Source organism: Nonomuraea mangrovi (assembly GCF_042681425.1).
GTDB classification, from domain to species: Bacteria; Actinomycetota; Actinomycetes; order Streptosporangiales; family Streptosporangiaceae; genus Nonomuraea; species Nonomuraea mangrovi.
Genome location: NZ_JBHUFV010000105.1, coordinates 225798 through 248875, shown reverse-complemented (window position 1 = coordinate 248875; position 23078 = coordinate 225798). Strand labels below are relative to the sequence as shown.

Below are 23078 nucleotides of genomic sequence, written 5' to 3'. Positions count from 1 at the left end.
GCTGACGAAGGATGCCGTACGGCTAACGCTCGAGGGGCCCGGAAAGTTCACCCCGCCGAGCAGGAAGGCACGACGCCCTTGCCCGACCTGATCGCGTCGAGCGCCTGGACGGCGCCGTGGAGCGTCTCCGCCTTGACGAGCCTGAGCCCGTCGGGAGCCGCCTTGACGGCTTCGGCGCAGTTGTCGGCGGGGGTGAGGAAGATCGTGGCCCCGGAGTCCTTGGCGCCGACCATCTTCTGCGCGATGCCCCCGATGCCGCCCACCTTGCCGTCGGGGGTGATGGTGCCCGTGCCCGCGACCGACTTGCCGCCGGTCAGCGCGCCGGGGGTGAGCTTGTCGATGATGCCGAGGGCGAACATCATTCCCGCGCTCGGCCCGCCGACGTCGCCGACGCTGATGCTCACCTTGAACGGGAACTTGTACTTGGCGTGCATGACGATGCCGACCATCGCGGTGCCCTGCTTGGAGGCGATGCTCTTGACCGTGACGTCCAGCTGACGGCCGTCCCTGGTGACGCCGAAGACGATCTCGTCGCCCGGCTTGCGCGCCTTGACCCCTGCGGAGACCTGGTCGACCGAGGTGATGGGCTTACCGTCGACGGTGCGGATCTCGTCGGACGGCTTGAGCACACCGGCCGCGGGCGCCGTCTTCTCCACCGACAGGACGGCCGGCACCATGGAGTAGTCGATCTTCAGCTCGGTCAGGGCCGCGGCGGTCGCGTTGTCCTGGGAGCTGGTCATCTCCGCCGTGTTCTCCTGCTCGACCTCCTCCGCCGTCTGCGTGCGCGGGAAGATCGACTCTTCGGGCACGACCGCCGAGGTGGGGTCGACCCAGCCGCGCAGCGCGGTCAGCAGGTCGGGCCTGGCTCGCGGGCCGCCCTGGTAGGAGACCGTGACCAGGCTCAGCGCGCCGGTCGTCGGGTAGGTCTGCCTGTCCTGGATGGAGATGACGGGCTTCTTGTCGACCTCGCCGATCGTGTTCTCGGTCGGCCCCGGGCTCAGCACGACGTACGGCACGTCCAGCCAGGCGCCCGCGATGCCGAGCGCCAGGACCAGGAAGCCGGCCACCAACAAGGTGATTGCACGTCGTGACATGGGCATGAGCTTATTCGCAGGCGCCGACCCACTCGGTCGACCCGTCGGCGAACACCTGATGTTTCCAGATCGGAACCTCTGCCTTGAGGTCGTCGATCAGCCTGCGGGAGGCCTCGAAGGCCTCTCCCCTGTGCGGGCACGCCACGGCGACGATCACCGCGATGTCGCCGAGCTCGAGGTCGCCCACCCTGTGAACGGCGGCGAGGGCCGTCACGGGATAGTCGGTGGCGACCTTCTCCGCCACCCGCCTCAGTTCCTCGACCGCGCTGGGATGCGCGGAGTACGACAGCCTCGTCACGGCCTTGCCGTGATCCTGCTCACGAACCGTGCCCACGAACAGCGCGGTGCCTCCGGCCGCGTGGGATCCCACGGCCGCGAACACCTCTTCGACCGACAGTGGGGTGTCGCGAATGTCCAGCAACCGAATCACGCTCAGAGCTTACGCTTCCTTCGTACCTGCCTGACGATGGCGGCCGTGCCGATGACCGCGACCGTGGCGCCGGCGGCGGTGAGCGTGGCCTCCTTGACCGGCAGTCGCCTGCCGACCACGGTGGTCCTGTTCTCGCGCAGCTCGAGCAGCTGCTCCAGGGCGGCCTCGTTGGTCCACGCGGGCTTCCATCCCGCCTCGCGCAGGCCGGCGCAGTCGACGACCCATGGGTAGACGACGTAGTGGAGGTCCGTGGCGGGGGCGGGGGTGATGCCGAGGCGGTGCAGGCGCTGTGCCGTACCGAAGGTGAGGCCGGCGGGCAGCTCGAAGCCGCGGATCCCGGACAGCTCCTCCACCTGCTCGTGTTCGAGCCAGCCGTCGGAGCCGACCGCGACCACGCCCGTGACCACGCCGCGGGCGGCCAGTTCCAAGGCCGAGACCAGGTCGTCGATGTGGCAGAACTGCCAGCGCGGCGAGCAGCCCTTGACCTTCAGCAGCCTGGGCGACTCGAAGTGCCTGGTGATGACGGTGTCGATGCCGGGGCCCACGACGGCCGCGGGACGCAGCACCGTCACCTCGAGGCCGGGGTGGCTGCGCGAGGCCCTGCGGACCAGCGCCTCGATCTCCAGGTAGTCGCCGACCACGCCGGTGTCCGGCTCGGCGGCGACCGCGGCGCCCTCGGCCAGCGGCACCTCGTTGTCGGGAGCCGCGCCGTACACCATGGCGCTGGTGACCAGGACCGCGCGGCGGACGCGCGCGGCCGCGCTGGCGGTCAGCACCGTCTGGGCCGCGCGCAGGTTGTAGGCGCGCCGCTCGGCCGGGTCGGAGTCGAGGGCGTAGTCGCCCGCCAGGTGGACCAGCACGTCGATGTCGGAGATCCGGTTCGCCAAGAGCGGATCTCGCACGTCGATCACTCGCCAGGTGACGTCCTGGACGTCGCCGCGCTGCTCGTCGATGGCCACCACCCTGCGGAAATCCGCGTTGGTGGCGAGCTTCGCGATGAGCTCGCGGCCGATGCCTGAGGACGCGCCGGTGACGGCGACGACTGGTTGGCGCGGGCGTTTCGAGGTAGGCACCAGGTCCTCACTTTGCACTGATCCGCCGTAGGACGACTAACGTGGCGGATGTGGACTCCTCCATCCTGCACGAGGTAGAGCGGTGACTGACCTGCCAGGTCGCGAAAACGACCCCAACGAGAATCCCTTCGGGATGTTCGGCAACCCTGAGCAGATGGCTCAGGCGATGCGCCAGTTCGCCGACATGCTGTCGGCGCCGCAGGGCTCGGGCCCTGTCAACTGGGACATGGCGAAGAACATCGCCCGCCACGCGGTGGTCGCCGAGGGCGATCCCAGCGTGATGGAGGGCGAACGCCGCCAGATCGTCGACGCTCTTCAGCTCGCCGACCTGTGGCTCAACGAGGCGACCGCGCTGCCCAGCGGGGTGTCCAACCCTCAGGCGTGGAGCCGTTCCGAGTGGATCGAGAACACGGTCCCCGTCTGGCGCAAGTTGTGCGAGCCGATCGCCGAGCGCATGGTCGAGACCATGAGCGGCATGATCGGCGGCGCCGAGCTGCCGCCCGAGGCTCAGCAGATGGCCGCCCAGCTCGGCCCCCTCATGGGCATGATGAAGCAGATGGGCGGGATGATGGTCGGCCAGCAGATCGGCCAGGCCCTCGGCTCGCTCGCCCGCGAGGTGATCGGCACGACGGACATCGGCCTGCCGCTGTCCGACACCGCCGCGCTGCTGCCGGGCGGCATCGCCTCCTTCAGCAACGGCCTCGAACTGCCCGCCGACGAGATCAGGCTCTACCTGGCTCTGCGCGAGGCGGCGCACCACCGGCTGTTCCAGCACGTGCCGTGGCTGCGCGCGAACCTGCTCGGCGCGGTCGAGGAGTACGCCAGGGGCATCACGGTCGACACCTCCGCCCTGGAGGAGCAGATCCGCGGCCTCGACATCAACAACCCCGAGGCGCTCCAGGAGGCGCTGAGCGGCGGCGCGCTGCTCAAGCCCGCGGAGACCGAACGGCAGAAGGCCGCCGTGGCCCGCCTCGAGACCATGCTCGCGCTGGTCGAGGGCTGGGTCGCCACCGTGGTCGACGCCGCGGCCGACGGCAAGCTGCCGTCCGCGAACGCCCTCGCCGAGACGGTACGGCGACGCCGCGCGACCGGCGGTCCCGCGGAGACGACGTTCGGCACGCTGGTCGGCCTGGAGCTGCGGCCCAGGCGACTGCGCGAGGCCGCGGCCCTCTGGCAGGCGGTGCTCGCCGACAGGGGGATCGACGGACGCGACGCGATCTGGGGCCACCCCGACCTGATGCCGACGGCCGACGACCTCGACGCCCCCGACACGTTCGTCAAGGGCGAGACGGCCTGGGACATCTCCAAGCTCGAGGACGGCGAGGCTTGACCCTTCACCGCGACGCGGTAGCCGTACTCGGTGGATGGTCCGCGCCCACCGCGGCCGAGGAGGAGCTCAGGCGCGAGTTCCTCGAGCACCTGCGGCGGCATCCCGACGCCATGACCCGCGCGTGCGCGCCGGGGCACCTCACGGCGACCACCGCCGTGCTCTCGCACGACGGCGCCAGCGTGCTGCTCACGCTGCACCCCAAGGCGGGCATGTGGCTGCCGATGGGCGGCCACTGCGAGTCGTACGACGGCTCGCTCGCCGGCGTCGCGCTGCGCGAGGCCACGGAGGAGTCGGGGATCGAGGGCCTGCGGCTGCTTCCGGGGCCGCTCGCGCTCGACAGGCACAAGGTGTGGTGCCACCCGCCCCACAGCTGGCATCTGGACGTGGAGTACGCGGCGGTCGCCCCCGAGGGCGCCGAGGCGGTGATGAGCGACGAGTCGCTCGACCTGCGCTGGTTCCCCGTGGACGAGATCCCCGAGCTGTCCGACGAGGCCACCAGGCTGCTGGCCCGGCGCGGCCGGCAGGTTCTTACGGCGGGTTCACACTCGCTTGGTTAGAGTCCCCGTGCAGGGGGTTATGTGGACATGGTCGGTGGCACGATCGTGACGCCCGCGCGTCGCCGATTCCCTTTCAAGGCGCTCGCGTGGGTGGCGGTGTCCCCCTTCGCGGTCTGGGCCGCCGCCAGGGTCGGCGGGCTCGAAAGCGGCTCCCTCACCACGCAGCTCATGACGGCCACGCCGTACGCGGCGGCGGGTTCCCTGGTGCCGCTCCTGCTCGCGCTCGCCTCGCGCAACCGCGCGGTCGCGGCGGTGGCCGTGATCACGACCGCGGCCCTCGGTTTCAGCGTCCTGCCCCGGGCCCTCGGTACGGCCGACGCCACCGCGGGCAGGCCGCTCAGGGTGCTCACTCTCAACATGTTCTTCGGCGAGGCGGACGCCGCGTCGGTCATCGAGCTGGTGCGGCGCTTCGACCCTGACGTGCTGTCGACACAGGAACTCACGCACGACGGGGTCGAGCGGCTCGACTCGGCGGGGTTGAAGGACCTGATGCCGTACCGGGTGCTGGAGGACGAGGACGGCCCTGGCGGCAGCGGCCTGTACGCGAAGTTTCCACTGACCCAGCTGCCGGGGCTGATCCCGCCGACAGGCAACAACACGCCGGCGGCGACGCTGGCGCTGCCCGGCGGCAAGCCCGTCCAGGTCGTGGCCGTGCATCCCTATCCGCCGCTCGGCCCGCAGGTCCAGGACTGGCACGCCGCACTGCGGGCACTGCCGGCCGCCTCGGGCGAGGCCGTGCGGGTGCTGGCGGGCGACTTCAACGCGAGCCTCGACCACGCGGCGATGCGCGAGGTGCTCGGGCGGGGCTACAAGGACGCGGCCGACGAGGTCGGGCAGGGCCTGGTGCCGACGTGGCCGGCGAACAAGCGGATCCCGCCGATCATCACGATCGACCACGTGCTGGCCGACTCGCGGGTGGGGGTGCGGGAGGTCAGCGTGCACACGGTGCCGGGCACCGATCACCGGGCGGTCTTCGCCGTCCTCACCGTGCCGTGACCGCCCTGGTGTTGTCCCAGCCCTCCAGGCCAGGGTCGAGACGGTCGAGGTCGGCTCTGGTGCGCAGGCGGTGCCAGCCGGGGGTGGTGGCGACCATGCGGCGGCCGGGGGCCTGGGCGCGCAGCTCCTTCACCGGGTCGACGGCGTCGAGATCGGGACCGGCCCAGTCGGGGAAGGGGAGGTTCGCCGCGATGGCGACCGCGCCGCCCTGCTCGGCGGGGCAGACGGTCAGCTCGGCTCTGCCGAGTTCGCGGAACAGCTTGCCGATGAGGAGGGGTGGTAGGTCGGGGGCGTCCCCACTGACAATCGCCGCTTGATCAGCATTTATCGCCTTGAAGATGTCCTTAAGCGGTGTGTCCTCATTTATCGGGATAATGTCCGTGCCGGGCCACAAGAGATGATCCAAGTCGGGAACGCTCGTGACGAGGACGGGCGTGACGAGTTCGAGGCCCGCGACCATCTCGTAGGTGTCCTCGACTATGGCTTCCAGGAACTTCCTTGGATCGCCGGGGGCGGCATTCGTCATGCTTTGCCGTGCCAGAACCGCGACAACCCGGGTCAACACTCCTCCGGAGGGTTGACGGCCGCCGCGGAGAATCCTTCAAGGAAGCCGCGCGCCCGCTCCGCCTTGGGATACTGTTCGACCAGTGCCCAGAAATCGGGCCCGTGGCTCGGCACCAGCAGGTGCACGAGTTCGTGAATGATGACGTAGTTGATGACCCACTCGGGCAGCCCCTTGAGCCGGGTCGAGATCCTGATCGTGCCGCTGTCAGGGGTGCACGAGCCCCATCTGTGCTGCTGGTTGTCGACCCATCGAACGCTGATCGGCTGGGGCTTGCCGTCGAGATATCGCGATGAGAGCTCGACGGCCCTTTCGAGCAGGCCTTCGTCCGTGGGACGCCTGCGCTGCTCCTTGGCCGCCAGCCGATCGAGCATCCGGCTCACCCATTCGTCAGCGTCCTCGCCACTCAGCCAGGCGGGCAGGAGCACGATCGTCTTGTCGCCGTCGCGGTAGGCGGAGACCGTACGCCGGCGACGAGAACTTCGACGGACCTCGACTCTCTCGGGGGACACATATGCACGTTAGCCGACACTGACGAAATTCCACAGGGGGTGAGCCTCTGTTTTCGCTGGTCAGCATGATTAAGAGCCGGTGAATTTGGGCACCCGCCTTTCCCGATGCGCGGTGAGGCCCTCAAGCATGTCGTTCGAGGTCATCGTCACAGGCTGGGCCAGCGACTCCCATTTGAGCGCCTCATCAAGGTCATTGTGTGCGGTCTTGAGGGCGATTTTGGTCAGCCGGGTGGCGATCGGAGCGTTGGCCGCGACGCTTCTCGCGATCTCCAGAGTTTTCGGAAGAAGGTCGGCTTTCGGGAACGAGCGGTTGATGAGCCCTTCACGCGCGGCCTCCTGCCCGCTGATGGTCCTGCCGGTGAGGAGGAGCTCGCGCGCGAGGTTGATCCCGCCTCTGCTCGGGAGCAGGTAGGTGGCGGCCATACCGGGGTGCAGGCCGAGCGAGGTGAAGGGAGCCAGGAGCTTGGCCTCGTCGGCGGCGTAGACGAGGTCGCACGCCAGGGCGACGCACAGACCCGCGCCGACGGCCGGACCGTTGACCGCGGCGATCGTGGGGATCTCCAGGTCGGCGATCGACAGCCAGGTGCGGTAGAAGGCGAGCATGCGGTCGCGGAGCGCGGGCACCGTCTCGTCACCCCGCTCCGCCAGCCACGACAGGTCTCCGCCGGAGGAGAAGGCGCTGCCCTCGCCGGTGACCACCAGGCACCGGGCCTCCCTGTCGGAGGCCAGCGCGCCGATCGTCTCGGCCCACGCGGCGGTCATGCCGTCGGTCATGGAGTTGCGGCGGTCGGGGCGGTTGAGGGTGAGCAGGACGACCCCGTCGTCGTGCCGATCGATCAAGAGCTCGTTCATTGGGAGAGCGTATCCACAGCCCCTCGCGAGGGCGGCACAGGTTATCCACAGGGCAGGCGAAACGGCCCCGCGATCATGATTCGCGGTGGGAATCTTGCGCGCCATGAGGCCACGTGTGAAACCCGTGCTGCGCAGGATCCTCCGTGACGAGCACACCCTGCAGTTCGGTGTACATCCGCGCAGGGCGGTCCTGCTGAGCGATCTGGCGCCGTCGGTGAAGCAGTGGATCGACCGGCTCGACGGCACGAGAGAGATCGGGCAGGTGATGAAGGAGGCGTCCAAGGCCGGGCTGTCGGAGGAAGGCGCCCAGACGTTGCTCGACACGCTCACGGCCAGGGGCGTGCTCGACGACGCGGCCGTGCTGCCTGTTCCCCTCGCGCGGCTCACGCTGGCCGAGCGGGACAGGTTGCGGCCCGATCTCGACGCGCTCGACCTGGCGTCGACGACGCCTGGAGGCGCGCTCGTGACGATGCGCCGGCGACGGGAGGCGCGGGTGCGGGTCTACGGCGCGGGGCGGGTGGGCGCGCAGATCGTCGCGCTGCTGGCCGCCTCGGGGGTGGGCCAGGTGCGGGTGATCGACCCCGAGCCTGCCAGGCCGGAGGACCTCGTGCCGGGCGGGCTGGGCTGGGAGGAGCTCGGGCTGCCGCGCGAACAGGGCGCGGTGGCGGTGGCCAGACGCATCACCGCGGGGTCCGCCTGCTCGCCCGCCCCGGGCTCGCCGAACTCGCAGGCACCGGACTCTGCCGGCGCGGACTCCCGGAGGGAGAACCCCCGGGACACCGACCTCCCGGACACCGGCCCTCAGGACACCAGCCCTCGGGGTACGAAGGCTCCCGGGGCGGACGCCCGTGGGGCGGGCTCCCGGGGTGCGGGCGCTCGGGGTGCGAACGCTCCCAGGGCGGACGCCCGTAGGGCGGGCTCCTGTGGGGCGGGCGCTCGGGGTACGAACGCTCCGGGGGCGGACGCCCGTGGTGCGGGCGCTCAGAGTGCGGACGCCCGTGGTGCGGGCGCTCCGGGTGCGGAGTTCGAGGGGTCGGTGGACGCGCGGGCCGGGGGGCCGCAGCTCGGGGACGGTGTCGAGCGGCCCAACCTCGTCGTGCTCGCGCCCGTCGGCCCGCTCGACGCCGTCCTGGTGTCCGAACTGGTCGCGATGAAGATCCCCCACCTGCTCGTGGCCGCCTTCGAGGGGCACGGCTCCGTCGGCCCCCTGGTACGGCCGGGCGAGACCGCATGCCTGCACTGCCTCGATCTCGCACGGCGCGATCGTGACCCTGCGTGGCCGATCGTCACCGCGAGACTCGGCGGCTTCCCCGCCGGCGAGATCGCCTGCGGGTCGGCGCTGTCCTCGCTGGTCGCGGCCACCGCAGCCGGACATGCGCTTGCTCATATCGACGGCCAGGACAGCGCTGTGACAAACGGCACAATGGATGTTTTGCCTGATTGGCGCTGGAAGCGCCGATCCTGGAGGGTGCATCCACAATGTCGTTGCTGGCGAAACGACCTAGGTGCGCTAACAATGGTCGAGCCGGGTTCCTGCTGCTGACGGGCCAGCCGCAGGACCGTGGGCCCCGTCAGGTCCGGACCACGAAGGGGGGAAGCGGCATGTCGACGAGAGATGTCGCGCGTCATGGTGAGTGATCTTCCGCGCCGCGCCGTCACGCGCTCCGCCAAGCTGGCGACCCTTCCGCTGGGGTTCGCCGGCCGTACCGTCATGGGGATCGGCAAGCGGATCGGCGGCAAGTCGGCCGAGCTGGTCACCCAGGAGATCCAGCAGCGCACCGCCGAGCAGATCTTCAAGGTGCTCGGCGAGCTGAAGGGCGGAGCGATGAAGCTCGGCCAGGCGCTGTCCATCTTCGAGGCGGCGCTGCCTCCCGAGATCGCGGGCCCCTACCGGGCGACACTCACCAAACTGCAGGACTCCGCTCCCCCGCTGCCCGCGGCCACCGTCCACAAAGTGCTGGCCGAGCAGCTGGGCGACGACTGGCGCGACCACTTCCAGTCCTTCGACGACCGGCCGACCGCCGCCGCGTCCATCGGACAGGTCCACAAGGCGGTATGGCACGACGGCAGGACGGTCGCCGTCAAGATCCAGTACCCGGGGGCGGGCAAGGCCCTGCTCGGCGACTTCGCCCAGCTGGCGCGCCTCGGCAAGCTCTTCGGGGTGCTCCTGCCCGGCCTCGACATCAGGGCGGTCCTGGCCGAACTACGCGAGCGGATCGCCGAGGAGCTCGACTACCTCCACGAGGCCGAGGCGCAGCACGCCTTCGCGCAGGAGTTCGGCGACGATCCCGACTTCTTCGTGCCCGACGTCATCGCGGCCAACGAGGAGGTGCTGGTCACCGAGTGGATGGACGGCACGCCGCTGTCGCGCATCATCACCGACGGCACCAAGGACGAGCGCGACAGAGCAGGGCTGCTGTTCGTGCGGTTCCTGTTCTCCTCACCGGCCCGCGTGGCGATGCTCCACGCCGACCCGCATCCGGGCAACTTCCGCATGCTGCCCGACGGCCGGCTCGGCGTGCTCGACTTCGGAGCGGTCAACCGGCTGCCCGACGGATACCCGAAGGCGTTCGGCCAGCTGACCCGCATCTTCAACCAGGGCGACATGGACACGGTCGTGGCCGGGCTGCGTGACGAGGGCTTCATCCAGGAGCACATCGACATCGACCCGGAGGCGTTGCGCGGCTTCCTGGCGCCTTATGTGGAGCCGACGGCGGTCGAGGAGTTCACGTTCAGCAGGGAATGGCTGCAGGCACAGGCGGCCAGCGCGACCGACCTGCGACCCACGAACGTGGTCAGGCAACTCAACCTGCCCGTCTCGTACGTGCTGATCCACCGCGTCCATGCGGCGGGGGTCGGGGTGCTGTGCCAGCTCGGGACCACGGCCCGTTTTCGCGACGAGGTGATCCGGTGGGTTCCGGGGTTCGCCGACGAGGCCGTCGGCTGACGCCTGCTCCGGCGGTCTCCTGGTCCCCTTCGATCGAGTCCCTTCATCTCATCCCTCCTCACGCCCTCACGCTCCTTCGGCTATACGCCTCACCCCTTCGGTTACACGCCGCGTGCCTGGGTCGGTCCGTTCGAGCTCCTCTACCTGGTCCTGCCCTCTCGCTCGCCGAGCGGGCCTCTGTCCTCGGCCTTGCTACCTTCTCGGACTCAAGGAGTCCCCGTACCCGGCCCTGCCGCACTTCAGGCCAGCCGCCGGTCCTGCCGTCGCCCACCCGAGAGCCGTCGTCCCTCACCACCCCGGACCAGCACCGGTTTGCGTCCTCGACCCTGTCGCCCCAAGGCCAGCCGCCGACCGTGACCTCAGCCACCCGAAAGCCGTCGACCCTCACCCCCGGTTCGTGCGCCCTCGGCTCCCCCCTCGACCTTGTCGCCCTCAGACCAGCCGCCGACCCTGACGTCGCCACCCGAGAGCCACCGCCCCTCACCACCCCGGACCAGCACCGGCTTCCGTCCTCGACCCTGTCGCCCCAAGGCCAGCCGCCGACCGTGACCTCAGCCACCCGAAAGCCGTCGACCCTCACCCCCGGTTCGTGCGCCCTCAGCTCCCCCCTCGACCTTGTCGCCCCTCAGACCAGCCGTCGAACCTGACATCGCCCGCCCGAGTCCAGGGGCTCCTCACCCTCGATTCACGTGCCTCGACTTCCGCCTGCCGCCCCTCAGACCAGCCGCCGGTCCTGCCGTCGTCCACCCGGGTTCGGGGCCCTCGCCCTGGTTGGGGTTCAGGGCTTGGCTGCCCGTCAGCGCATCCGTGTTCGGGTCAGCTTGGAGGACTGTCGGGCTCGATGATGGGAGTGGTTTGCGGTGGTTTGTCTGGATTGTGATGAGGTCATGGTGGGGTGGTGATCACGTCTCTGGGGCTGCGGTTCGCTGATCGGAAGACTCTGAGGTGCAGCAAGACGAACCACCCGAACGGAAGAGACGAAACCCCATGCGCGCCCTCACGAAACTGTCCGCCCTCGCCACCGCAGCCGCCCTCACCGTCGCCGTCGCACCGGCCGCCTCGGCCGGCGCGATGGCCGCCCCCGTCGCCACGCCCGTCTGGGGAGGATGCGCGGGAGGGGCGGGCGTCGATCCGCGGCAGGAGTGCACGACCCTGCGGGTGCCCTTGGACTACCGGGCGCCGGGCGGGCAAACGATCTCGCTGGCCGTCTCCAGGATCAGGACCGCCAAGCCGGAGCTCAGGCGAGGCGTCCTGCTGCTGATCCCCGGCGGTCCAGGGAGTCCGGGGCTGAACAGGCCGAGCGCGCAGGTGAAGCGGCTCCCGCAGGAGGTGCTCGACCGTTTCGACCTGGTCGGGTTCGACCCGCGCGGGGTGGGGGCGAGTTCGCCGGTCTCGTGCGGGTTGAGCAAGGCCGATCTGGCCTTCACCAGGATCAAGCCGTGGCCCGCCGCGAACGGGGACATCACCGAGAACGCGGCATGGTCGCGGCGGATCGCGGCGGCGTGCGCGCGGAACGGGGGTGAGGTGTTGCGGCACGTCAGCACCCGCAACGAGGCCAGGGACATCGACAGCATCAGGCGGGCGCTGGGCGAGGAGAAGCTGTCGTACTGGGGGGTGTCGTACGGCACGTACGCGGGCGCGGTCTACGCGGAACTGTTCCCCGAGCGGACGGATCGGGTGGTGCTGGACAGCAACGACGACCCCGACCCGCGGCGGGTGGCGCGGGCCTGGCTGGCGAACTACTCGGTCGGGGTCGAGGACCGGTTCCCGGACTTCGCCGCCTGGGCCGCGGCGCGTGACGGCGAGTACGGCTTCGGCCGGGACCAGGCGGCGGTCCGCCGTACGTTCCTGCGGCTCGCGGAGCGGCTGGACCGGCAGCCGGTGCCGTGGCCCGGCGCCAACCCGGAGGAGCTGAACGGCAACGTGCTGCGCGACACCGTGCTCACCGCGCTCTACAGCGACGCGGGCTTCCCGATGCTGGCGGGTCTGATGCGGGCGGCGATGGCGGGCGGCCCGCTGCCCGCGCCGAACACCCCGCCGGAGAGCGCGCTGCAGAACATCGCGGCGTCGGCGGCCGCGACGCTGTGCAACGACGTGGAGTGGCCGAGTTCGGTGGACTGGCACCGTCGGCAGGTGGCGCGGGACAGGGCGCGCTACCCGTTGACGGCGGGGATGCCGGTCAACATGGGGCCGTGCGCGTACTGGCCCTACCCGGTGGCGGAGGCGCCGGTGCGGATCACGTCGCGTGGGCCGTCCAATGTGCTGCTCATCCAGAACCTGCGTGACCCGTCGACGCCGTACAGCGGGGCGAAGAAGATGCGGCGGGCGTTCGGCGAGCGGGCGCGCATGGTGGTCGTGGACTCGGGCGGGCACGGTGTCTACCTCGCGAACGGCAACGCGTGCGGCGACCGTACGGTGACCGCGTTCCTGACCGAAGGGGTACGGCCGGAGCGGGACCTGCTGTGCGAGGCGGCGGCGAAGTAGGGCCGTAGGAGTACCGAAGACAGCCGAAAGGCCGGGTGCGTGGAGCGCACCCGGCCTTTCTACGTGAGGTCAGACCGTGAGATCCTCCGCCGGCGGCAGGATCTCACCACCTATCCATGGGGAAGAAGAGCCCTGCGGAGCCGGTCGTTGGCCCGCTGGACGTCACGCCGCGCGCGCTGGACGCGCTTCAGGCGGGACACCATCCGGTACTCCTCGGCCTCCCGGTGGAGGGTTTGTATTCGGTCATTGACCAGTTCTTGATACATATACGGCATTTCGAAGCTCCTACCAGGAATGATGCTCATCGGATGTCTCGGCTTTCTGTGGTGCGGTGGGTGGGGTTCAGGCAGCGACCGGGTGCTTGCGCGGACGCCCGCGAGGCCGCTTGCGGGGGACGACGGTCCCCCTGAGGATCAGCTCGCCGCCCCAGACGCCCCAAGGCTCCTCACGCTCGAGCGCGCGGGCCAGGCAGGCCTTCTGGATCGGGCAGCCGCCGCAGAGCGTCTTCGCGAACTCGACGTCCTCGGGCGACTCGGCGAACCACAGGTCGGGGTCGGTACGACAGGGGATTCCGGCTTCGTCGATCAGGTCCATGATCGTCTTGGCCCCCATCTGTGTCTCCTTCTGGTTGTTCTTGGTCAGGTACCTCGTGGGTGTCTGGGGGATCACGGACAAACAAGAAGGCCGCGGATCCTGTCTGCGGATCCGCGGCCTGGAGGCTGAAAGTGCCGGTCAGGTTATGACCGGTTCATCCCTCCAGGGATGCGGACCGCGCAGTCCACCCTTGGTGATCTGCTGGGTCGGCACGTCGGCGCCCGCGACGTAGACGGGGGCGCCCTGGGCAGCGGCTGCGCCGTAGCCTGCGTGGATCGCGAGCTGGCTGCGGGCAGACTTGTCCTGTCGGAGCTTGGCCAGGCCACTGGCGAGCCTGACCCCGTCACGGCATGCGGAAGCGAGCCACTGCGTGGCAGACATCTCAGTCATGTTCGTCACCGGGGCTCACCTCCACTCTGGGATCGTCGGACAGGAGTGTCCGACTCGCTTGACCATGACCCTAAACCGGGAAGCCCGGAAGGGGCAACATATTTTCTACCTGCAGTTTTATGGCTTCGCCACGCGGATCATGCACTCCTGAACCACGGACACGGCCAGGTCTCCCGACGGGGTGAACATCTCGCCCCGCGCCAGACCCCGCGCACCCCCTGACCAGGGGGACTCCTGAGCATAGAGCACCCAGTCGTCGGCCCTGAAGGGGCGGTGGAACCACATGGCGTGGTCGAGCGAGGCCCCGATGACGTTCGACGCCCCCCACGCCAGGCCATGGGCGAGGAGCACGGTGTCGACGAGCGTGTAGTCGGAGGCGTAGGCGGCCAGCACGACGTGCAGCAGGCGGTCGTCGGGCAGCTCGGCGTCGTAGCGGAACCACACGTTGTTCTCCGCCGACCGCAACGAAGGGTCCTTGTAGGCCTCCCAGGTCAGCGGGGAGACGTAGCGGGCGTCGACGGGGCGGGGGCGGGCCAGCCACTCCTTCCACTGGGAGTCGTCACCCACCAGCTCCAGCATGCGCGACTGGAACGTCGGCAGTTCCTCGGGACCCACGACCTGCGGCATGACCGCCGCCTGGTGGTGGACGCCCTCCTCGAAGATGTGGAAGGAGGCGGACATCGTGAAAATCGCCTTGCCGTGCTGGACGGCGACGACCCTGCGGGTGGTGAAGGACCTGCCGTCCCTGACCCGCTCCACGTTGTAGACGATCGGGATGGAGGGGTCGCCCGGGCGGATGAAGTAGGCGTGCAGGGAGTGCACGTCGCGGTCATCGGGCACGGTACGGCCGGCCGCGACGAGCGCCTGGGCCGCGACCTGGCCGCCGAAGACCCGCTGGATGCGCTCTTCGGGGCTACGCCCGCGGAAGATGTCGAGCTCGATCTGCTCCAGGTCGAGGAGGTCGAGCAGCTCCTTGAGCGCTTCGTTCACGGGGGTCCCCTTCTACGGCGGAAAGCCATCCAAACCTAGTGTGACGGGACCGATGCCTTGACCTCCCCCCGGGGCGTTGGGAGCGGACCGCTCGAAGCCGGGGGGCGGGGTGCTTTCGGGCGAGGAACGAACGGGAGAGCCCAGGCCCGGCAGGTCCCCTGTGACGAAGATCTCCCGCAGGTCGCAGGCGCTACCCGAGAGTGCGCGGCCCGATGGAGCCCGGTGTACGGCCTGGGCCGGTTGGGCTCGCCGGCATCCGGTGGTGAGGGTCTGCCGGGTGGCCGGGTCAGGTGTGGGTGCGGCAGATGTCGAGGACGGCGGCGCCGTACCGGTCGAGTTTGACCTTTCCGATGCCCGCGATCGACACCAGTTCCTGCTCGCTCCGCGGTGCGCGTTCGGCGATCGCCTGGAGGGTGACGTCCGTGAAGACCACGTACGGCGGGACCTTGGCCTCCTTCGCCGTGGACGTGCGCCAGGCCTTGAGCGCCTCCAGCAGCGCCTCGTCGTACTCGGACGGGCACGTCGAACACCGGCCCAGCTTCTGCTCGGCCGCCGCCACCAGGGTCTTCCCGCACACCCTGCAGTGGACGGGCGCGGCGACCGGGCGGCGGGGGGCGGCGGCCGTACCCGCGGAAGAGGACGACCGCATGGGACGTCCTGTGAGCCCGTCGAGGAACCGGGAGGGCCGGCGGCCCTTGCGCCCGCCGGGGGCGCGGGCGAGCGCCCACGACAGGCCGAGGTGGACGCGCGCGCGGGTGATGCCGACGTAGAGGAGCCGGCGTTCCTCCTCGATCTGTTCGGGCGTCTCGGCGTAGATGATCGGCATCATGCCGTCGGTGAGCCCGACGAGGAACACCGCGTCCCACTCCAGGCCCTTGGCCGCGTGGAGGGAGGCGAGGGTGACTCCTTCGACGGGAGGGGCGTGCTGCTCGGCGGCACGGCGCTCGAGCTCGGCGACGAAGGCGGGCAGGTCGGCGCCTTCGGCGGCCAGGTCCTCGGCCAGGTCGGCGAGGGCGCGCAGCGACTCCCACTCCTCGCGCGCCTTGCCACCGCCGGGCGGGATGGGGGTGAGGCCGATGCCGCCGAGGATGCCGTGGACCTCCTGCGCCAGGGGTTCGCCCGAGGCCGATCGGGCGGCGCCGCGCAGCAGGACGACGGCCCGCCGTACCTCTGGACGTTCGAAGAAGCGGTCGGCGCCGCGCACCAGGTAGGGGATCTCCGCCTTGGCGAGCGCCTCCTCGTAGGCCTCCGACTGGGCGTTCACGCGGAACAGCACGGCGATCTCGCGGGGCGAGACGCCCTTGTCGATCAGTTTCCTGATCGCGCGGGCCACACCGGCGGCCTCGGCCGGCTCGTCGTCGTGCTCGGAGAACGTGGGCGCGGGGCCCTCGGGCCGCTGGGCGACGAGTTCGAGGCGGTGCGGGCTCTTGCCCTTGGCTATCACGAGGTTGGCGAGGCCGACGACCTCAGGCGTGGAGCGGTAGTCGCGGACCAGCTTGATCAGTGAGGCGTTCGGGTACTCGACGGAGAACCCGGTGAGGTAGCGGGGGGTCGCGCCGGTGAAGGAGTAGATCGTCTGGTTGGGGTCGCCGACCACGCACAGGTCGTCGCGGCCGCCGAGCCAGGTGTCGAGCAGGAGCTTCTGCAGCGGGTTGACGTCCTGGTACTCGTCGACGACGAAGTAGCGGTACTGCTGGCGGATCTGGTTGGCGACGTCGGGATGCTCGGTCATCACCGCGGCGGTCAGCTCGAGGATCGTCTCGAAGTCGACCAGGTGGCGCTCGCGGCGCAGCCGTTCGTAGGCCTCGTAGAGCCGGGCGATCTCCTCCGGAGGGGCGGGAGGCGAACGGTGGGCCTTGGCCGCGGCGGCGACGTAGTCCTCGTGGCCGATCTGGGTGACCTTGGCCCACTCGATCTCCGAGGCGATGTCGCGCAGCTCCGACCTGTCGGGGCTGCGGCGGATCAGTCTGGACGCCTCGACGAGCAGCGGCAGCTTCGACTCGATCACCGAGGGCGCGGACCCGCCGATCACCTTCGGCCAGAAGTAGGTGAGCTGGCGCAGCGCGGCGGCGTGGAAGGTACGCGCCTGCACGCCGGGTGCGCCGAGTTGCCGCAGCCGCTGCCGCAGCTCCCCCGCCGCACGAGTGGTGAAGGTCACGGCGAGCACGCCCTGCGCGTCGACGACGCCCGACTGCACGGCGTGCGCGATGCGATGGGTGATCGCCCTGGTCTTGCCCGTGCCGGCACCGGCGAGCACGCAGACCGGGCCGCGCACGGCCTCGGCCACCGCGCGCTGCTCAGGGTCGAGCCCGGTCAGAACGTCGTCGCCTGTCATCACATCAACATCCTCGCAGCAGGTGGCGGGGGGCTGCTCCATTCTGGCAACATGCCGCCGTCACCTGTTTCTTCGTCGCTGAGATGCGAAAAGTAGGTCATTTCCCCCACAATGGGGCCCGACCGAATCATGGGGGAAAGGAAGGCCCGTGCGAGCTGCGGTGTTCGCGAGTGTTCTCGCTGCCGTCGCGTTGGTCCCCGGAGTGGCGCACGCGTCGAAGGATCCGACCCCCTCGTACAGCGACCCGCTGGGCGGCACGACGTTCGAGACCGTGTCGTACGGCCCCGGCCGCCACCAGGCCATGGACGTCTGGTGGATGCCCGACTACACCAAGCATCCCGCCGTCTTCCTCATCCACGGCGGCTGGTGGTCGGGCGGCGACAAGAAGTACATGACCGAGATCACCCGCAGCTACGTCGAGCTCGGCTACACGGTCTTCAACCTCAACTACCGCCTGTCCACCGAGGCGCCGTGGCCCGCGCAGCGCACCGACGCGTTCGACGCCATCGCGACCGCCCGCAGGCACGCCGACCGCTGGAACTTCGACCCGAACAACTACGTGGTCGTCGGCTTCTCCGCGGGCGGCCACATCGCCGCCGCCGTGGGCACGTACGGCGACGGCGCGCTCCAGGGGCTCAAGGGCGTCGTCGGCGTCTCCCCCGTGATCTCGCCGCTGCGGGCCTACACCGACGGCGCCGACTCGACCGACCCCAACCGTGTCAAGCTGCGTGACGCCGCGATCAAGCTGGCGGGCGGATGCGAACCCAAGGGCAAGTGCTCGCGGGTGTGGGCGTCGATGGAGGTGCCGTGGCACGCCAGCAAGAAGGACGCGCCGATGCTGACCGTCCACTCCGATGACGAGTTCGTGCCCGCGGCGCAGAGCCTGCTGCTGAAGCAAATGCTCGGCCAGGTCGGGGTGAAGATGACGGTCTTCACCGAGCCAGGCATCTCGCACAGCGCGCCGCTCTACAGGGAGCCAGGCGTGGCCGAGCGCGTGCAGAAGTGGATCGAGGAACGGCTGTCGTCCTGACCCTGGGATTACGAAGGCCCTGCCGATTGTTGCGCTCTTTGGCCTTCGTTTGAACCCGGAAGGATTGTCTTATGGCGCTCACCGTCTACTCCACTACCTGGTGCGGTCCCTGCAAGCGGCTCAAGAGCCAGCTCAGCCGTGAGGGCATCGCCTACGAAGAGGTCGACATCGAGCGGAACCCCGCGGCGGCGGAGTTCGTGATGAGCGTCAACAACGGCAACCAGACGGTGCCAACTGTTGTTGTAGATTCCCCTAACGGTCGGACGGTGTTGACCAACCCGCCCGTCGCCCAGATCAAGCGCCTGCTTGAGGGCGCAGCGTCCCTGGGGTAGAGCAGAGCTGCCCCGGCTTGGCGTGTTCTCGAGCCGGGGCTTTTACCTCGCCCGGGCCAACGGCTGTTGCCAGCACGGGTGCCGATCCTCCGGATGCCGGATCGCATGATGAGGCGCTTCGGTTTGATGAACGCCTTCCCTGGCTCGGTTACGGCCAGGGCTAATCAACTGGGGGGCTCGACCAACCGGGCGAGCAGTCCCGATCTTGAAATGTCCACGTTCGGCTGGCTCAAGAACCAGGACCGGATTGCCCGTGAGTGACTGCGCCTCCTTCGAAAGGTCGGTCCCCGTGAGGTAAATGAGTGGGTCCTTGAGCCCCCTCCCGGGGCTGGTGTCCTTGAATAGGACTCTCAGGCCCGCATCGCGTAGTGACATCGGGCCGCCGAGGCGTTCCTGACCTCCGCCCGGAACCCGAACACCCAGCGAGCTGGGACAGCGGCACCGCCCACTTGCTACCCCGTCTGCCGCGGCTACCGGATGACAGCTCCCGCGCCCACGGGCCGCTCTTCCTCGCCCAACGTCGACCCGTGCCCGCCTGCCGGTCTGCTGCCGCTGACGTCTGCCCGCACACCGGCCGCCGCCTCGGCTACGATCGCGCCCGCGTCCTGCTCAACACCTACGCCGGGCTCGATCTCCACCAGCCCCGCCACTCCGCCCGACCAATCGGCGTGAATGTGCGCCAGGTGAGCGCGTATCAGTACCTCGGGTTGCTGGGTGGGCGGTCGAGGATGAGGTCGCCGGCGCGGGCGATGACCTGCGCGCGGGTGCGGCCGGGATGGTCGGCGGCGATCAAGTGGCTGCCGATGGCCGCGCAGAAGGCGAGCAGAGCGCGGGCCTCGACCTCGTCGGGGTCGGGGCAGAACGTGCTGATCGCGTCGCGTGACAGCTGCATGCGCCGGTTGTCCACGCGACGTAGGCGTTCGGCGACGGCCTGGTCGCGGCGGGCCCATTCGCGGATGGCCAAGTCGATGGGGAGCAGGCGGTCGCTGGAGAAGGTGAGCTGCCCGGCCAGCCGGACCTTGTCCAGCACGTCGCCGCCCTCCCGCTCGACCCGGTCGAGGACGTCGTCGACGCTCTCGCGCTCCCAGGTGTCCAGCATCTCTGTCAGCAGCGCGTCGCGGTCGGCGAAGTAGCCGTAGAAACCGCCCTTGGTCACGCCGAGCGCCTTGGCCAGGGCCTCGACACGCACCGCGTCCACGCCACCCTCGGCCAGTGCCCGCAGCCCCTCCTCGATCCAGATTTCACGCGGTGTGCGCAGCGCACCCATCGTATGACCCACCTCACTCTTTCCATCCGTTGTACGGAGCCGTATAACCGGTCTAGCCTCAAGTTATACGCAGCCGTATAACAATAGAGGGGACAGTAGTCGTGTCATTCGGTTTCGTCGCCTTCCCATCCCCGGCTCCCGAGCACGCCGAGGAGTTCGCGGGCCGATACCCCCAGGTCATCGACGCGGGGCGCACGCGGCCGGGCCTCCTGCGCGCCGAGAACTGGGGCGCTCCCGGCACGGACGCCGTCGTCATCACCGGTGCGCTCGAGTCCGAGGATGCCTGCCGGGCGTCAGCCGAGACCGTCCACGAGCTGGGCGCGGCGCCGACGGCTTCAGCGACCGGGAGGTCAAGCCCCGCCAGGCCCACCGCTTCCTATCGTGGTGACGGGGAGGCCGGCCATGTCTAGGAGACTTCCCGACACCGAGCACACCAGCCGCCCGTGGCGGATCCACGAGATCACGCCCGACTTCCGGGTGGAGGACGTGTGGGCGTTCCGCACACCCGACGCCGGACCGGACGACTTCCCCGCCATGCTCGCCGCGCTGCGAGCGACCGGCGGACCCGCCGGGCAGCCCTTGCCGACCCGGTTCCTGTTCGCCGTGCGCTGGAAGCTGGGTGCCCTGTTCGGCTGGGATGATCCCCGGCAGGGCGTCGGCGGGCGGGTGTGGTCACTGCGCGAGCGCCTGCCGCCCGACCTGCGCCTGGCGCCGCTCAGCCCGAACCTCGACGGCACCCCGTTCACCAACCTCTACGAACTCGGCGACGAGTTCGCCATGGAACTGGCGAACAAAACCGTTCACACCGTCTGCCACCTCGGGTGGGTCCCCACCGACAACGGCGACCACGAGCTGCGGATGGCGGCCCTGGTCAAACCCAACGGCCTGTTCGGACGCCTCTACATGGCCGCCATCGCCCCGTTCCGCTACCTGGTCGTCTACCCGGCACTCACCCGACGATGGGAACGCGCGTGGCGGGACCACGCCCACCCCACGGCCACGAACGCCTAAACCGAGCAGAGACGCAAAGCCGCCTCGCTCCACCACGAGAATGGAACCTCAAATGATCAAATGGGCCGGCTGGCTCATCACGCTATTCGGAGCCGCGCACACGCTCGGCGCCCTGACGGTGGAAAAGGCCGCGCGCCACACCGGGACGTGGTTCAGCGGGAGGCTGTGGGGGGACGACCTCGCCGCGATGAGCCCGGCGAACAGCGCGTACTGGCTGAGTTTGGCCAGCTTCGGCGTACCGCTCATCGTGGTCGGCCTCATCGTGCTGTGGCTGGACCGGCGCGGCATCGCGCCACCGCCGTTCATCGCCTGGACGCTGGGGATCTGGACCGTGGTCGGCGCGGTGGTCCTCCTGTTCACGCCCTGGCCGATCCTCCTGCTCGCGAACGTCCTGCTGCTGATCGGAGCCCGCCGCGCCGCCCGCCACGACAACCCCGCGCCCCACGCCGACATAACGCGGACCCCGTAGGAGACCGCGTTATGTCCGGGCATCCCCAGCCCACCCCGCTGCCGGTCCGGTCAGGCGACCTGCGTCGCGGCGCCTTCGCTGAGCCTGCCGTCGCTCATGCTGAGCACGGTGTCGACCATCGCCAGGGTGGCGAGATCGTGCGTGACCATCACGGTGGCAAGGTCGTTCTTCTGGGTGAGATCGGCCAGGAGGGAGACGATCTGCTCGCCCCGGCGGTGGTCGAGCGCGCTCGTCGGCTCATCGACGAGCAGGACCGCGGGAGAGTTCATCAGCGCACGGGCGATGTTGACGCGCTGCCGCTCGCCTCCCGACAGCTGGTGCGGGCGCTTGTGTTCCTTTCCGCCCAGATCGACAGCGAGCAGTAGCTCCCGGGCGCGGCTGCTGGCCGTACGCGGAGATTCGCCGGCCAGGTGCGCCATCACCAGGAGCTGGTCGAGCGCGGTGAGGGAGGGCAGCAGGTTGGCCTGCTGGAACACGATGCCGATGTGGTCGCGGCGGACCCGCGTGCGGGCCGCCTGGCCGGCTCGTGAGACATCCTGCCCGGCGACGCTCACGGTGCCCTCGCTGGGCGTGATGAGGGTGGCGGCGACGGCGAGCAGGCTGGACTTGCCCGAGCCGGACGGGCCGACCACCGCGGCGAACTCGCCTGGAGCGACGGTCAGGCTGACGTGGTCGAGCGCCGTCAGGGTGCGGTCCCCGTCGGGGTAGGTCAGCACGACGTCGGTGAGGGCGAGGGTCATCGGGAGGCTCCCAGGGCGATCAGCGGGTCGACAGAGGTGATCTTGCGGATGGCCAGGGTGGCGCCCGCGGCTCCGAGGAGGATCATCACGGCCACTGGAACGACGGTGGTGGTCACCGACAGCACGAAGGGGACGGTGCCCTCGGCGAGCGCGCCGAGGCCCGCGCCGAGCAGGCCGCCTGCGCTCGCGCCGGCGAGCAGCACGATGACCGCCTGGGCGAGCGCGTCCTGCAGGAGGTAGCCGGAGCTCGCGCCGAGCGCCTTGAGCACGGCGACGTCGGCACGCCGCTGGATCGTCCAGACGGTGAAGAAGGCGCCGATGACCAGCGCCGAGATCGCGAACAGGAAGCCGCGCATGAGCTGGAGTGAGCCGTTCTCGGAGGAGAAGGAGCCGATCGCGGCGGGCGAATCGGACAGCGTGAGCGTCGTCGTGCCGAGTCGGGCGTCGGTGGCGGCCAGGTCGGGTGCACCGGCGGTGCGTAGAGCCAGGACGGTCGCCACGGTATCGGCGTCGCCCTGGCGGCCCGTCCGCTCCCAGTCGCCGATGCTGATCCAGGCGACCGGGGTGTGGCTGTAGGACGCTTCGCCGCCGATGCCTGCGACGGTGAAGTCCTTGCCGGAGATCTGCACCGTGTCGCCGGTCTTCACCGCGGTGTCGGCCGCGAGCGCGGCGGACAGGACGACGTTGCCTGTGTCGACCGGCTCTCCCTGGGCGAGGTCGCCGCCGGGCTGGATGCCGAAGAGGGCTACGCCCGCGCTTTGGTCGTCGCCGTAGGCGAGCCTCGACATGGAGACGCCGAGCCGCTCGGCGGTGACGCCCGCCACCTGCTGCCAGTCCTTCCAGGTCTGGTTGCCGATACGGCTGTCGGCGAAGGCGGCCTTCTCGCCGCTGTCGAAGACGATGTGGTCGGCGGGCAGGTTCTCCACTGCCGAGATGTTCTCCCGCGCCAGCCCTGCGGTCAGTCCGGAGAGCATGGTCACCAGGAGGGTGATGAGGAAGACGACGGTGCCCATGAGAGCGAACCGTCCCTTCGCGAAGCGCAGGTCTCTGAGCGCCACGAACACGGCGCGTCCCCCGTTGCGG

The 23078-nt window shown here is 69.9% G+C and carries 24 protein-coding genes; 11 read left to right on the top strand and 13 right to left on the bottom strand.

The features are described from left to right. Window positions 1-47 precede the first annotated feature (47 nt). Genes ACFSKW_RS53590 through ACFSKW_RS53580 form a run of 3 tightly spaced genes read right to left on the bottom strand, consistent with a single transcriptional unit; the run spans window position 48 to window position 2600 of the window. Entirely contained in the window at window positions 48-1094 is a 1047-nt protein-coding gene (locus ACFSKW_RS53590) for a YlbL family protein (RefSeq protein ID WP_379583411.1), read from the bottom strand. 10 nt (window positions 1095-1104) lie between these two features. Continuing rightward, complete coding sequence (locus ACFSKW_RS53585; RefSeq protein WP_379583453.1) at window positions 1105-1530, bottom strand: molybdenum cofactor biosynthesis protein MoaE; 426 nt, start codon at window positions 1528-1530, stop codon at window positions 1105-1107. Beyond that, window positions 1527-2600 (bottom strand): NAD-dependent epimerase/dehydratase family protein, encoded by a 1074-nt coding sequence (locus ACFSKW_RS53580; RefSeq protein WP_379583451.1) that lies wholly within the window; start codon window positions 2598-2600, stop codon window positions 1527-1529. Before ACFSKW_RS53580 ends, ACFSKW_RS53585 begins: the two co-directional genes overlap by 4 nt. A gap of 130 nt (window positions 2601-2730) precedes the next feature. On the opposite strand from ACFSKW_RS53580, the gene ACFSKW_RS53575 reads away from it, so the two are divergent. The 3 genes from ACFSKW_RS53575 to ACFSKW_RS53565 are packed head-to-tail and all read left to right on the top strand — an operon-like array spanning window position 2731 to window position 5480. Next, window positions 2731-3927 carry a zinc-dependent metalloprotease gene (locus ACFSKW_RS53575; RefSeq protein ID WP_379583449.1) on the top strand — a complete coding sequence of 399 codons (1197 nt, stop codon included), beginning with the start codon at window positions 2731-2733 and terminating at the stop codon, window positions 3925-3927. Next, on the top strand, window positions 3924-4484 hold the full coding sequence (locus ACFSKW_RS53570; RefSeq protein ID WP_379583410.1) for an NUDIX hydrolase: 561 nt from the start codon (window positions 3924-3926) through the stop codon (window positions 4482-4484). Before ACFSKW_RS53575 ends, ACFSKW_RS53570 begins: the two co-directional genes overlap by 4 nt. 27 nt (window positions 4485-4511) lie before the next feature. Then, on the top strand, window positions 4512-5480 hold the full coding sequence (locus ACFSKW_RS53565) for an endonuclease/exonuclease/phosphatase family protein (protein ID WP_379583447.1): 969 nt from the start codon (window positions 4512-4514) through the stop codon (window positions 5478-5480). Here the strand turns inward: ACFSKW_RS53565 and ACFSKW_RS53560 are convergent. The 3 genes from ACFSKW_RS53560 to ACFSKW_RS53550 form a co-directional block, all read right to left on the bottom strand. Continuing rightward, entirely contained in the window at window positions 5467-6006 is a 540-nt protein-coding gene (locus ACFSKW_RS53560) for a hypothetical protein (RefSeq protein ID WP_379583408.1), read from the bottom strand. The genes ACFSKW_RS53565 and ACFSKW_RS53560 overlap by 14 nt on opposite strands. A gap of 32 nt (window positions 6007-6038) precedes the next feature. Continuing rightward, a complete protein-coding gene (locus ACFSKW_RS53555) occupies window positions 6039-6554 on the bottom strand; it encodes a M48 metallopeptidase family protein (RefSeq protein ID WP_379583407.1) in 516 nt (171 codons plus the stop codon). A gap of 69 nt (window positions 6555-6623) precedes the next feature. Then, the gene (locus ACFSKW_RS53550) at window positions 6624-7406 is read right to left on the bottom strand and encodes an enoyl-CoA hydratase/isomerase family protein (protein WP_379583405.1); all 783 of its coding nucleotides are present in this window, start codon (window positions 7404-7406) and stop codon (window positions 6624-6626) included. Between the two features lie 103 nt (window positions 7407-7509). Between ACFSKW_RS53550 and ACFSKW_RS53545 the strand changes: the two genes are divergently transcribed. The 3 genes from ACFSKW_RS53545 to ACFSKW_RS53535 all read left to right on the top strand — a co-directional run bounded on the left by ACFSKW_RS53545 (window position 7510) and on the right by ACFSKW_RS53535 (window position 12837). Then, complete coding sequence (locus ACFSKW_RS53545; protein ID WP_379583403.1) at window positions 7510-8949, top strand: thiamine biosynthesis protein ThiF; 1440 nt, start codon at window positions 7510-7512, stop codon at window positions 8947-8949. 84 nt (window positions 8950-9033) lie between these two features. Beyond that, window positions 9034-10353 carry an ABC1 kinase family protein gene (locus ACFSKW_RS53540; RefSeq protein WP_431895992.1) on the top strand — a complete coding sequence of 440 codons (1320 nt, stop codon included), beginning with the start codon at window positions 9034-9036 and terminating at the stop codon, window positions 10351-10353. Between the two features lie 987 nt (window positions 10354-11340). After that, on the top strand, window positions 11341-12837 hold the full coding sequence (locus ACFSKW_RS53535) for an alpha/beta hydrolase (RefSeq protein ID WP_379583401.1): 1497 nt from the start codon (window positions 11341-11343) through the stop codon (window positions 12835-12837). 342 nt (window positions 12838-13179) lie between these two features. On the opposite strand, the gene ACFSKW_RS53530 is transcribed toward ACFSKW_RS53535, so the two are convergent. The 4 genes from ACFSKW_RS53530 to ACFSKW_RS53515 form a co-directional block, all read right to left on the bottom strand. Then, window positions 13180-13449, bottom strand: coding sequence for a WhiB family transcriptional regulator (locus ACFSKW_RS53530; RefSeq protein WP_358135760.1), 270 nt, complete (start codon window positions 13447-13449; stop codon window positions 13180-13182). A 120-nt stretch (window positions 13450-13569) separates the two neighbouring features. Next, window positions 13570-13821: a hypothetical protein gene (locus ACFSKW_RS53525; RefSeq protein WP_379583399.1), complete on the bottom strand. Its 252-nt coding sequence runs from the start codon at window positions 13819-13821 to the stop codon at window positions 13570-13572. A 117-nt stretch (window positions 13822-13938) separates the two neighbouring features. Further along, the gene (locus ACFSKW_RS53520) at window positions 13939-14811 is read right to left on the bottom strand and encodes an acyl-CoA thioesterase (protein ID WP_379583397.1); all 873 of its coding nucleotides are present in this window, start codon (window positions 14809-14811) and stop codon (window positions 13939-13941) included. Window positions 14812-15097: 286 nt separating this feature from the next. Continuing rightward, window positions 15098-17146 carry an ATP-dependent DNA helicase UvrD2 gene (locus tag ACFSKW_RS53515; protein WP_379583395.1) on the bottom strand — a complete coding sequence of 683 codons (2049 nt, stop codon included), beginning with the start codon at window positions 17144-17146 and terminating at the stop codon, window positions 15098-15100. Between the two features lie 148 nt (window positions 17147-17294). Between ACFSKW_RS53515 and ACFSKW_RS53510 the strand changes: the two genes are divergently transcribed. Both ACFSKW_RS53510 and ACFSKW_RS53505 read left to right on the top strand, forming a co-directional pair. Then, window positions 17295-18176, top strand: a complete 882-nt coding sequence (locus tag ACFSKW_RS53510) for an alpha/beta hydrolase (RefSeq protein WP_379583393.1) — start codon at window positions 17295-17297, stop codon at window positions 18174-18176. Window positions 18177-18247: 71 nt separating this feature from the next. Next, window positions 18248-18508 (top strand): mycoredoxin, encoded by a 261-nt coding sequence (locus ACFSKW_RS53505; protein ID WP_379583391.1) that lies wholly within the window; start codon window positions 18248-18250, stop codon window positions 18506-18508. Window positions 18509-19202: 694 nt separating this feature from the next. On the opposite strand, the gene ACFSKW_RS53500 is transcribed toward ACFSKW_RS53505, so the two are convergent. Next, entirely contained in the window at window positions 19203-19775 is a 573-nt protein-coding gene (locus ACFSKW_RS53500; protein ID WP_379583389.1) for a TetR/AcrR family transcriptional regulator, read from the bottom strand. A 101-nt stretch (window positions 19776-19876) separates the two neighbouring features. Here ACFSKW_RS53500 and ACFSKW_RS53495 point away from each other — a divergent pair, with 101 nt between their 5' ends. From ACFSKW_RS53495 to ACFSKW_RS53485, 3 genes are read left to right on the top strand one after another with little or no spacing between them, the layout of a single operon-like run. After that, on the top strand, window positions 19877-20185 hold the full coding sequence (locus tag ACFSKW_RS53495; protein WP_379583387.1) for a hypothetical protein: 309 nt from the start codon (window positions 19877-19879) through the stop codon (window positions 20183-20185). Continuing rightward, window positions 20178-20786 carry a DUF2867 domain-containing protein gene (locus tag ACFSKW_RS53490; protein WP_379583385.1) on the top strand — a complete coding sequence of 203 codons (609 nt, stop codon included), beginning with the start codon at window positions 20178-20180 and terminating at the stop codon, window positions 20784-20786. The genes ACFSKW_RS53495 and ACFSKW_RS53490 overlap by 8 nt, the downstream gene beginning before the upstream one ends. 52 nt (window positions 20787-20838) lie before the next feature. Beyond that, window positions 20839-21255, top strand: coding sequence for a DUF6463 family protein (locus tag ACFSKW_RS53485; protein WP_379583383.1), 417 nt, complete (start codon window positions 20839-20841; stop codon window positions 21253-21255). A gap of 50 nt (window positions 21256-21305) precedes the next feature. On the opposite strand, the gene ACFSKW_RS53480 is transcribed toward ACFSKW_RS53485, so the two are convergent. Beyond that, entirely contained in the window at window positions 21306-21995 is a 690-nt protein-coding gene (locus ACFSKW_RS53480; RefSeq protein WP_379583381.1) for an ABC transporter ATP-binding protein, read from the bottom strand. Then, on the bottom strand, window positions 21992-23059 hold the full coding sequence (locus ACFSKW_RS53475; protein WP_379583379.1) for an ABC transporter permease: 1068 nt from the start codon (window positions 23057-23059) through the stop codon (window positions 21992-21994). Before ACFSKW_RS53475 ends, ACFSKW_RS53480 begins: the two co-directional genes overlap by 4 nt. Window positions 23060-23078: the final 19 nt, after the last annotated feature.

Bases quoted from the DNA above. Each gene is read 5' to 3' on its own strand.
- ACFSKW_RS53590 (WP_379583411.1), bottom strand. From the start codon at position 1,094: ATGTCACGACGTGCAATCACCTTGTTGGTGGCCGGCTTCCTGGTCCTG.
- ACFSKW_RS53575 (WP_379583449.1), top strand. From the start codon at position 2,731: ATGTTCGGCAACCCTGAGCAGATGGCTCAGGCGATGCGCCAGTTCGCC.
- ACFSKW_RS53565 (WP_379583447.1), top strand. From the start codon at position 4,512: ATGGTCGGTGGCACGATCGTGACGCCCGCGCGTCGCCGATTCCCTTTC.
- ACFSKW_RS53560 (WP_379583408.1), bottom strand. From the start codon at position 6,006: ATGACGAATGCCGCCCCCGGCGATCCAAGGAAGTTCCTGGAAGCCATA.
- ACFSKW_RS53550 (WP_379583405.1), bottom strand. From the start codon at position 7,406: ATGAACGAGCTCTTGATCGATCGGCACGACGACGGGGTCGTCCTGCTC.
- ACFSKW_RS53545 (WP_379583403.1), top strand. From the start codon at position 7,510: ATGAGGCCACGTGTGAAACCCGTGCTGCGCAGGATCCTCCGTGACGAG.
- ACFSKW_RS53540 (WP_431895992.1), top strand. From the start codon at position 9,034: ATGGTGAGTGATCTTCCGCGCCGCGCCGTCACGCGCTCCGCCAAGCTG.
- ACFSKW_RS53535 (WP_379583401.1), top strand. From the start codon at position 11,341: ATGCGCGCCCTCACGAAACTGTCCGCCCTCGCCACCGCAGCCGCCCTC.
- ACFSKW_RS53530 (WP_358135760.1), bottom strand. From the start codon at position 13,449: ATGGGGGCCAAGACGATCATGGACCTGATCGACGAAGCCGGAATCCCC.
- ACFSKW_RS53525 (WP_379583399.1), bottom strand. From the start codon at position 13,821: ATGACTGAGATGTCTGCCACGCAGTGGCTCGCTTCCGCATGCCGTGAC.
- ACFSKW_RS53515 (WP_379583395.1), bottom strand. From the start codon at position 17,146: ATGACAGGCGACGACGTTCTGACCGGGCTCGACCCTGAGCAGCGCGCG.
- ACFSKW_RS53505 (WP_379583391.1), top strand. From the start codon at position 18,248: ATGGCGCTCACCGTCTACTCCACTACCTGGTGCGGTCCCTGCAAGCGG.
- ACFSKW_RS53500 (WP_379583389.1), bottom strand. From the start codon at position 19,775: ATGGGTGCGCTGCGCACACCGCGTGAAATCTGGATCGAGGAGGGGCTG.
- ACFSKW_RS53490 (WP_379583385.1), top strand. From the start codon at position 20,178: ATGTCTAGGAGACTTCCCGACACCGAGCACACCAGCCGCCCGTGGCGG.
- ACFSKW_RS53485 (WP_379583383.1), top strand. From the start codon at position 20,839: ATGATCAAATGGGCCGGCTGGCTCATCACGCTATTCGGAGCCGCGCAC.
- ACFSKW_RS53480 (WP_379583381.1), bottom strand. From the start codon at position 21,995: ATGACCCTCGCCCTCACCGACGTCGTGCTGACCTACCCCGACGGGGAC.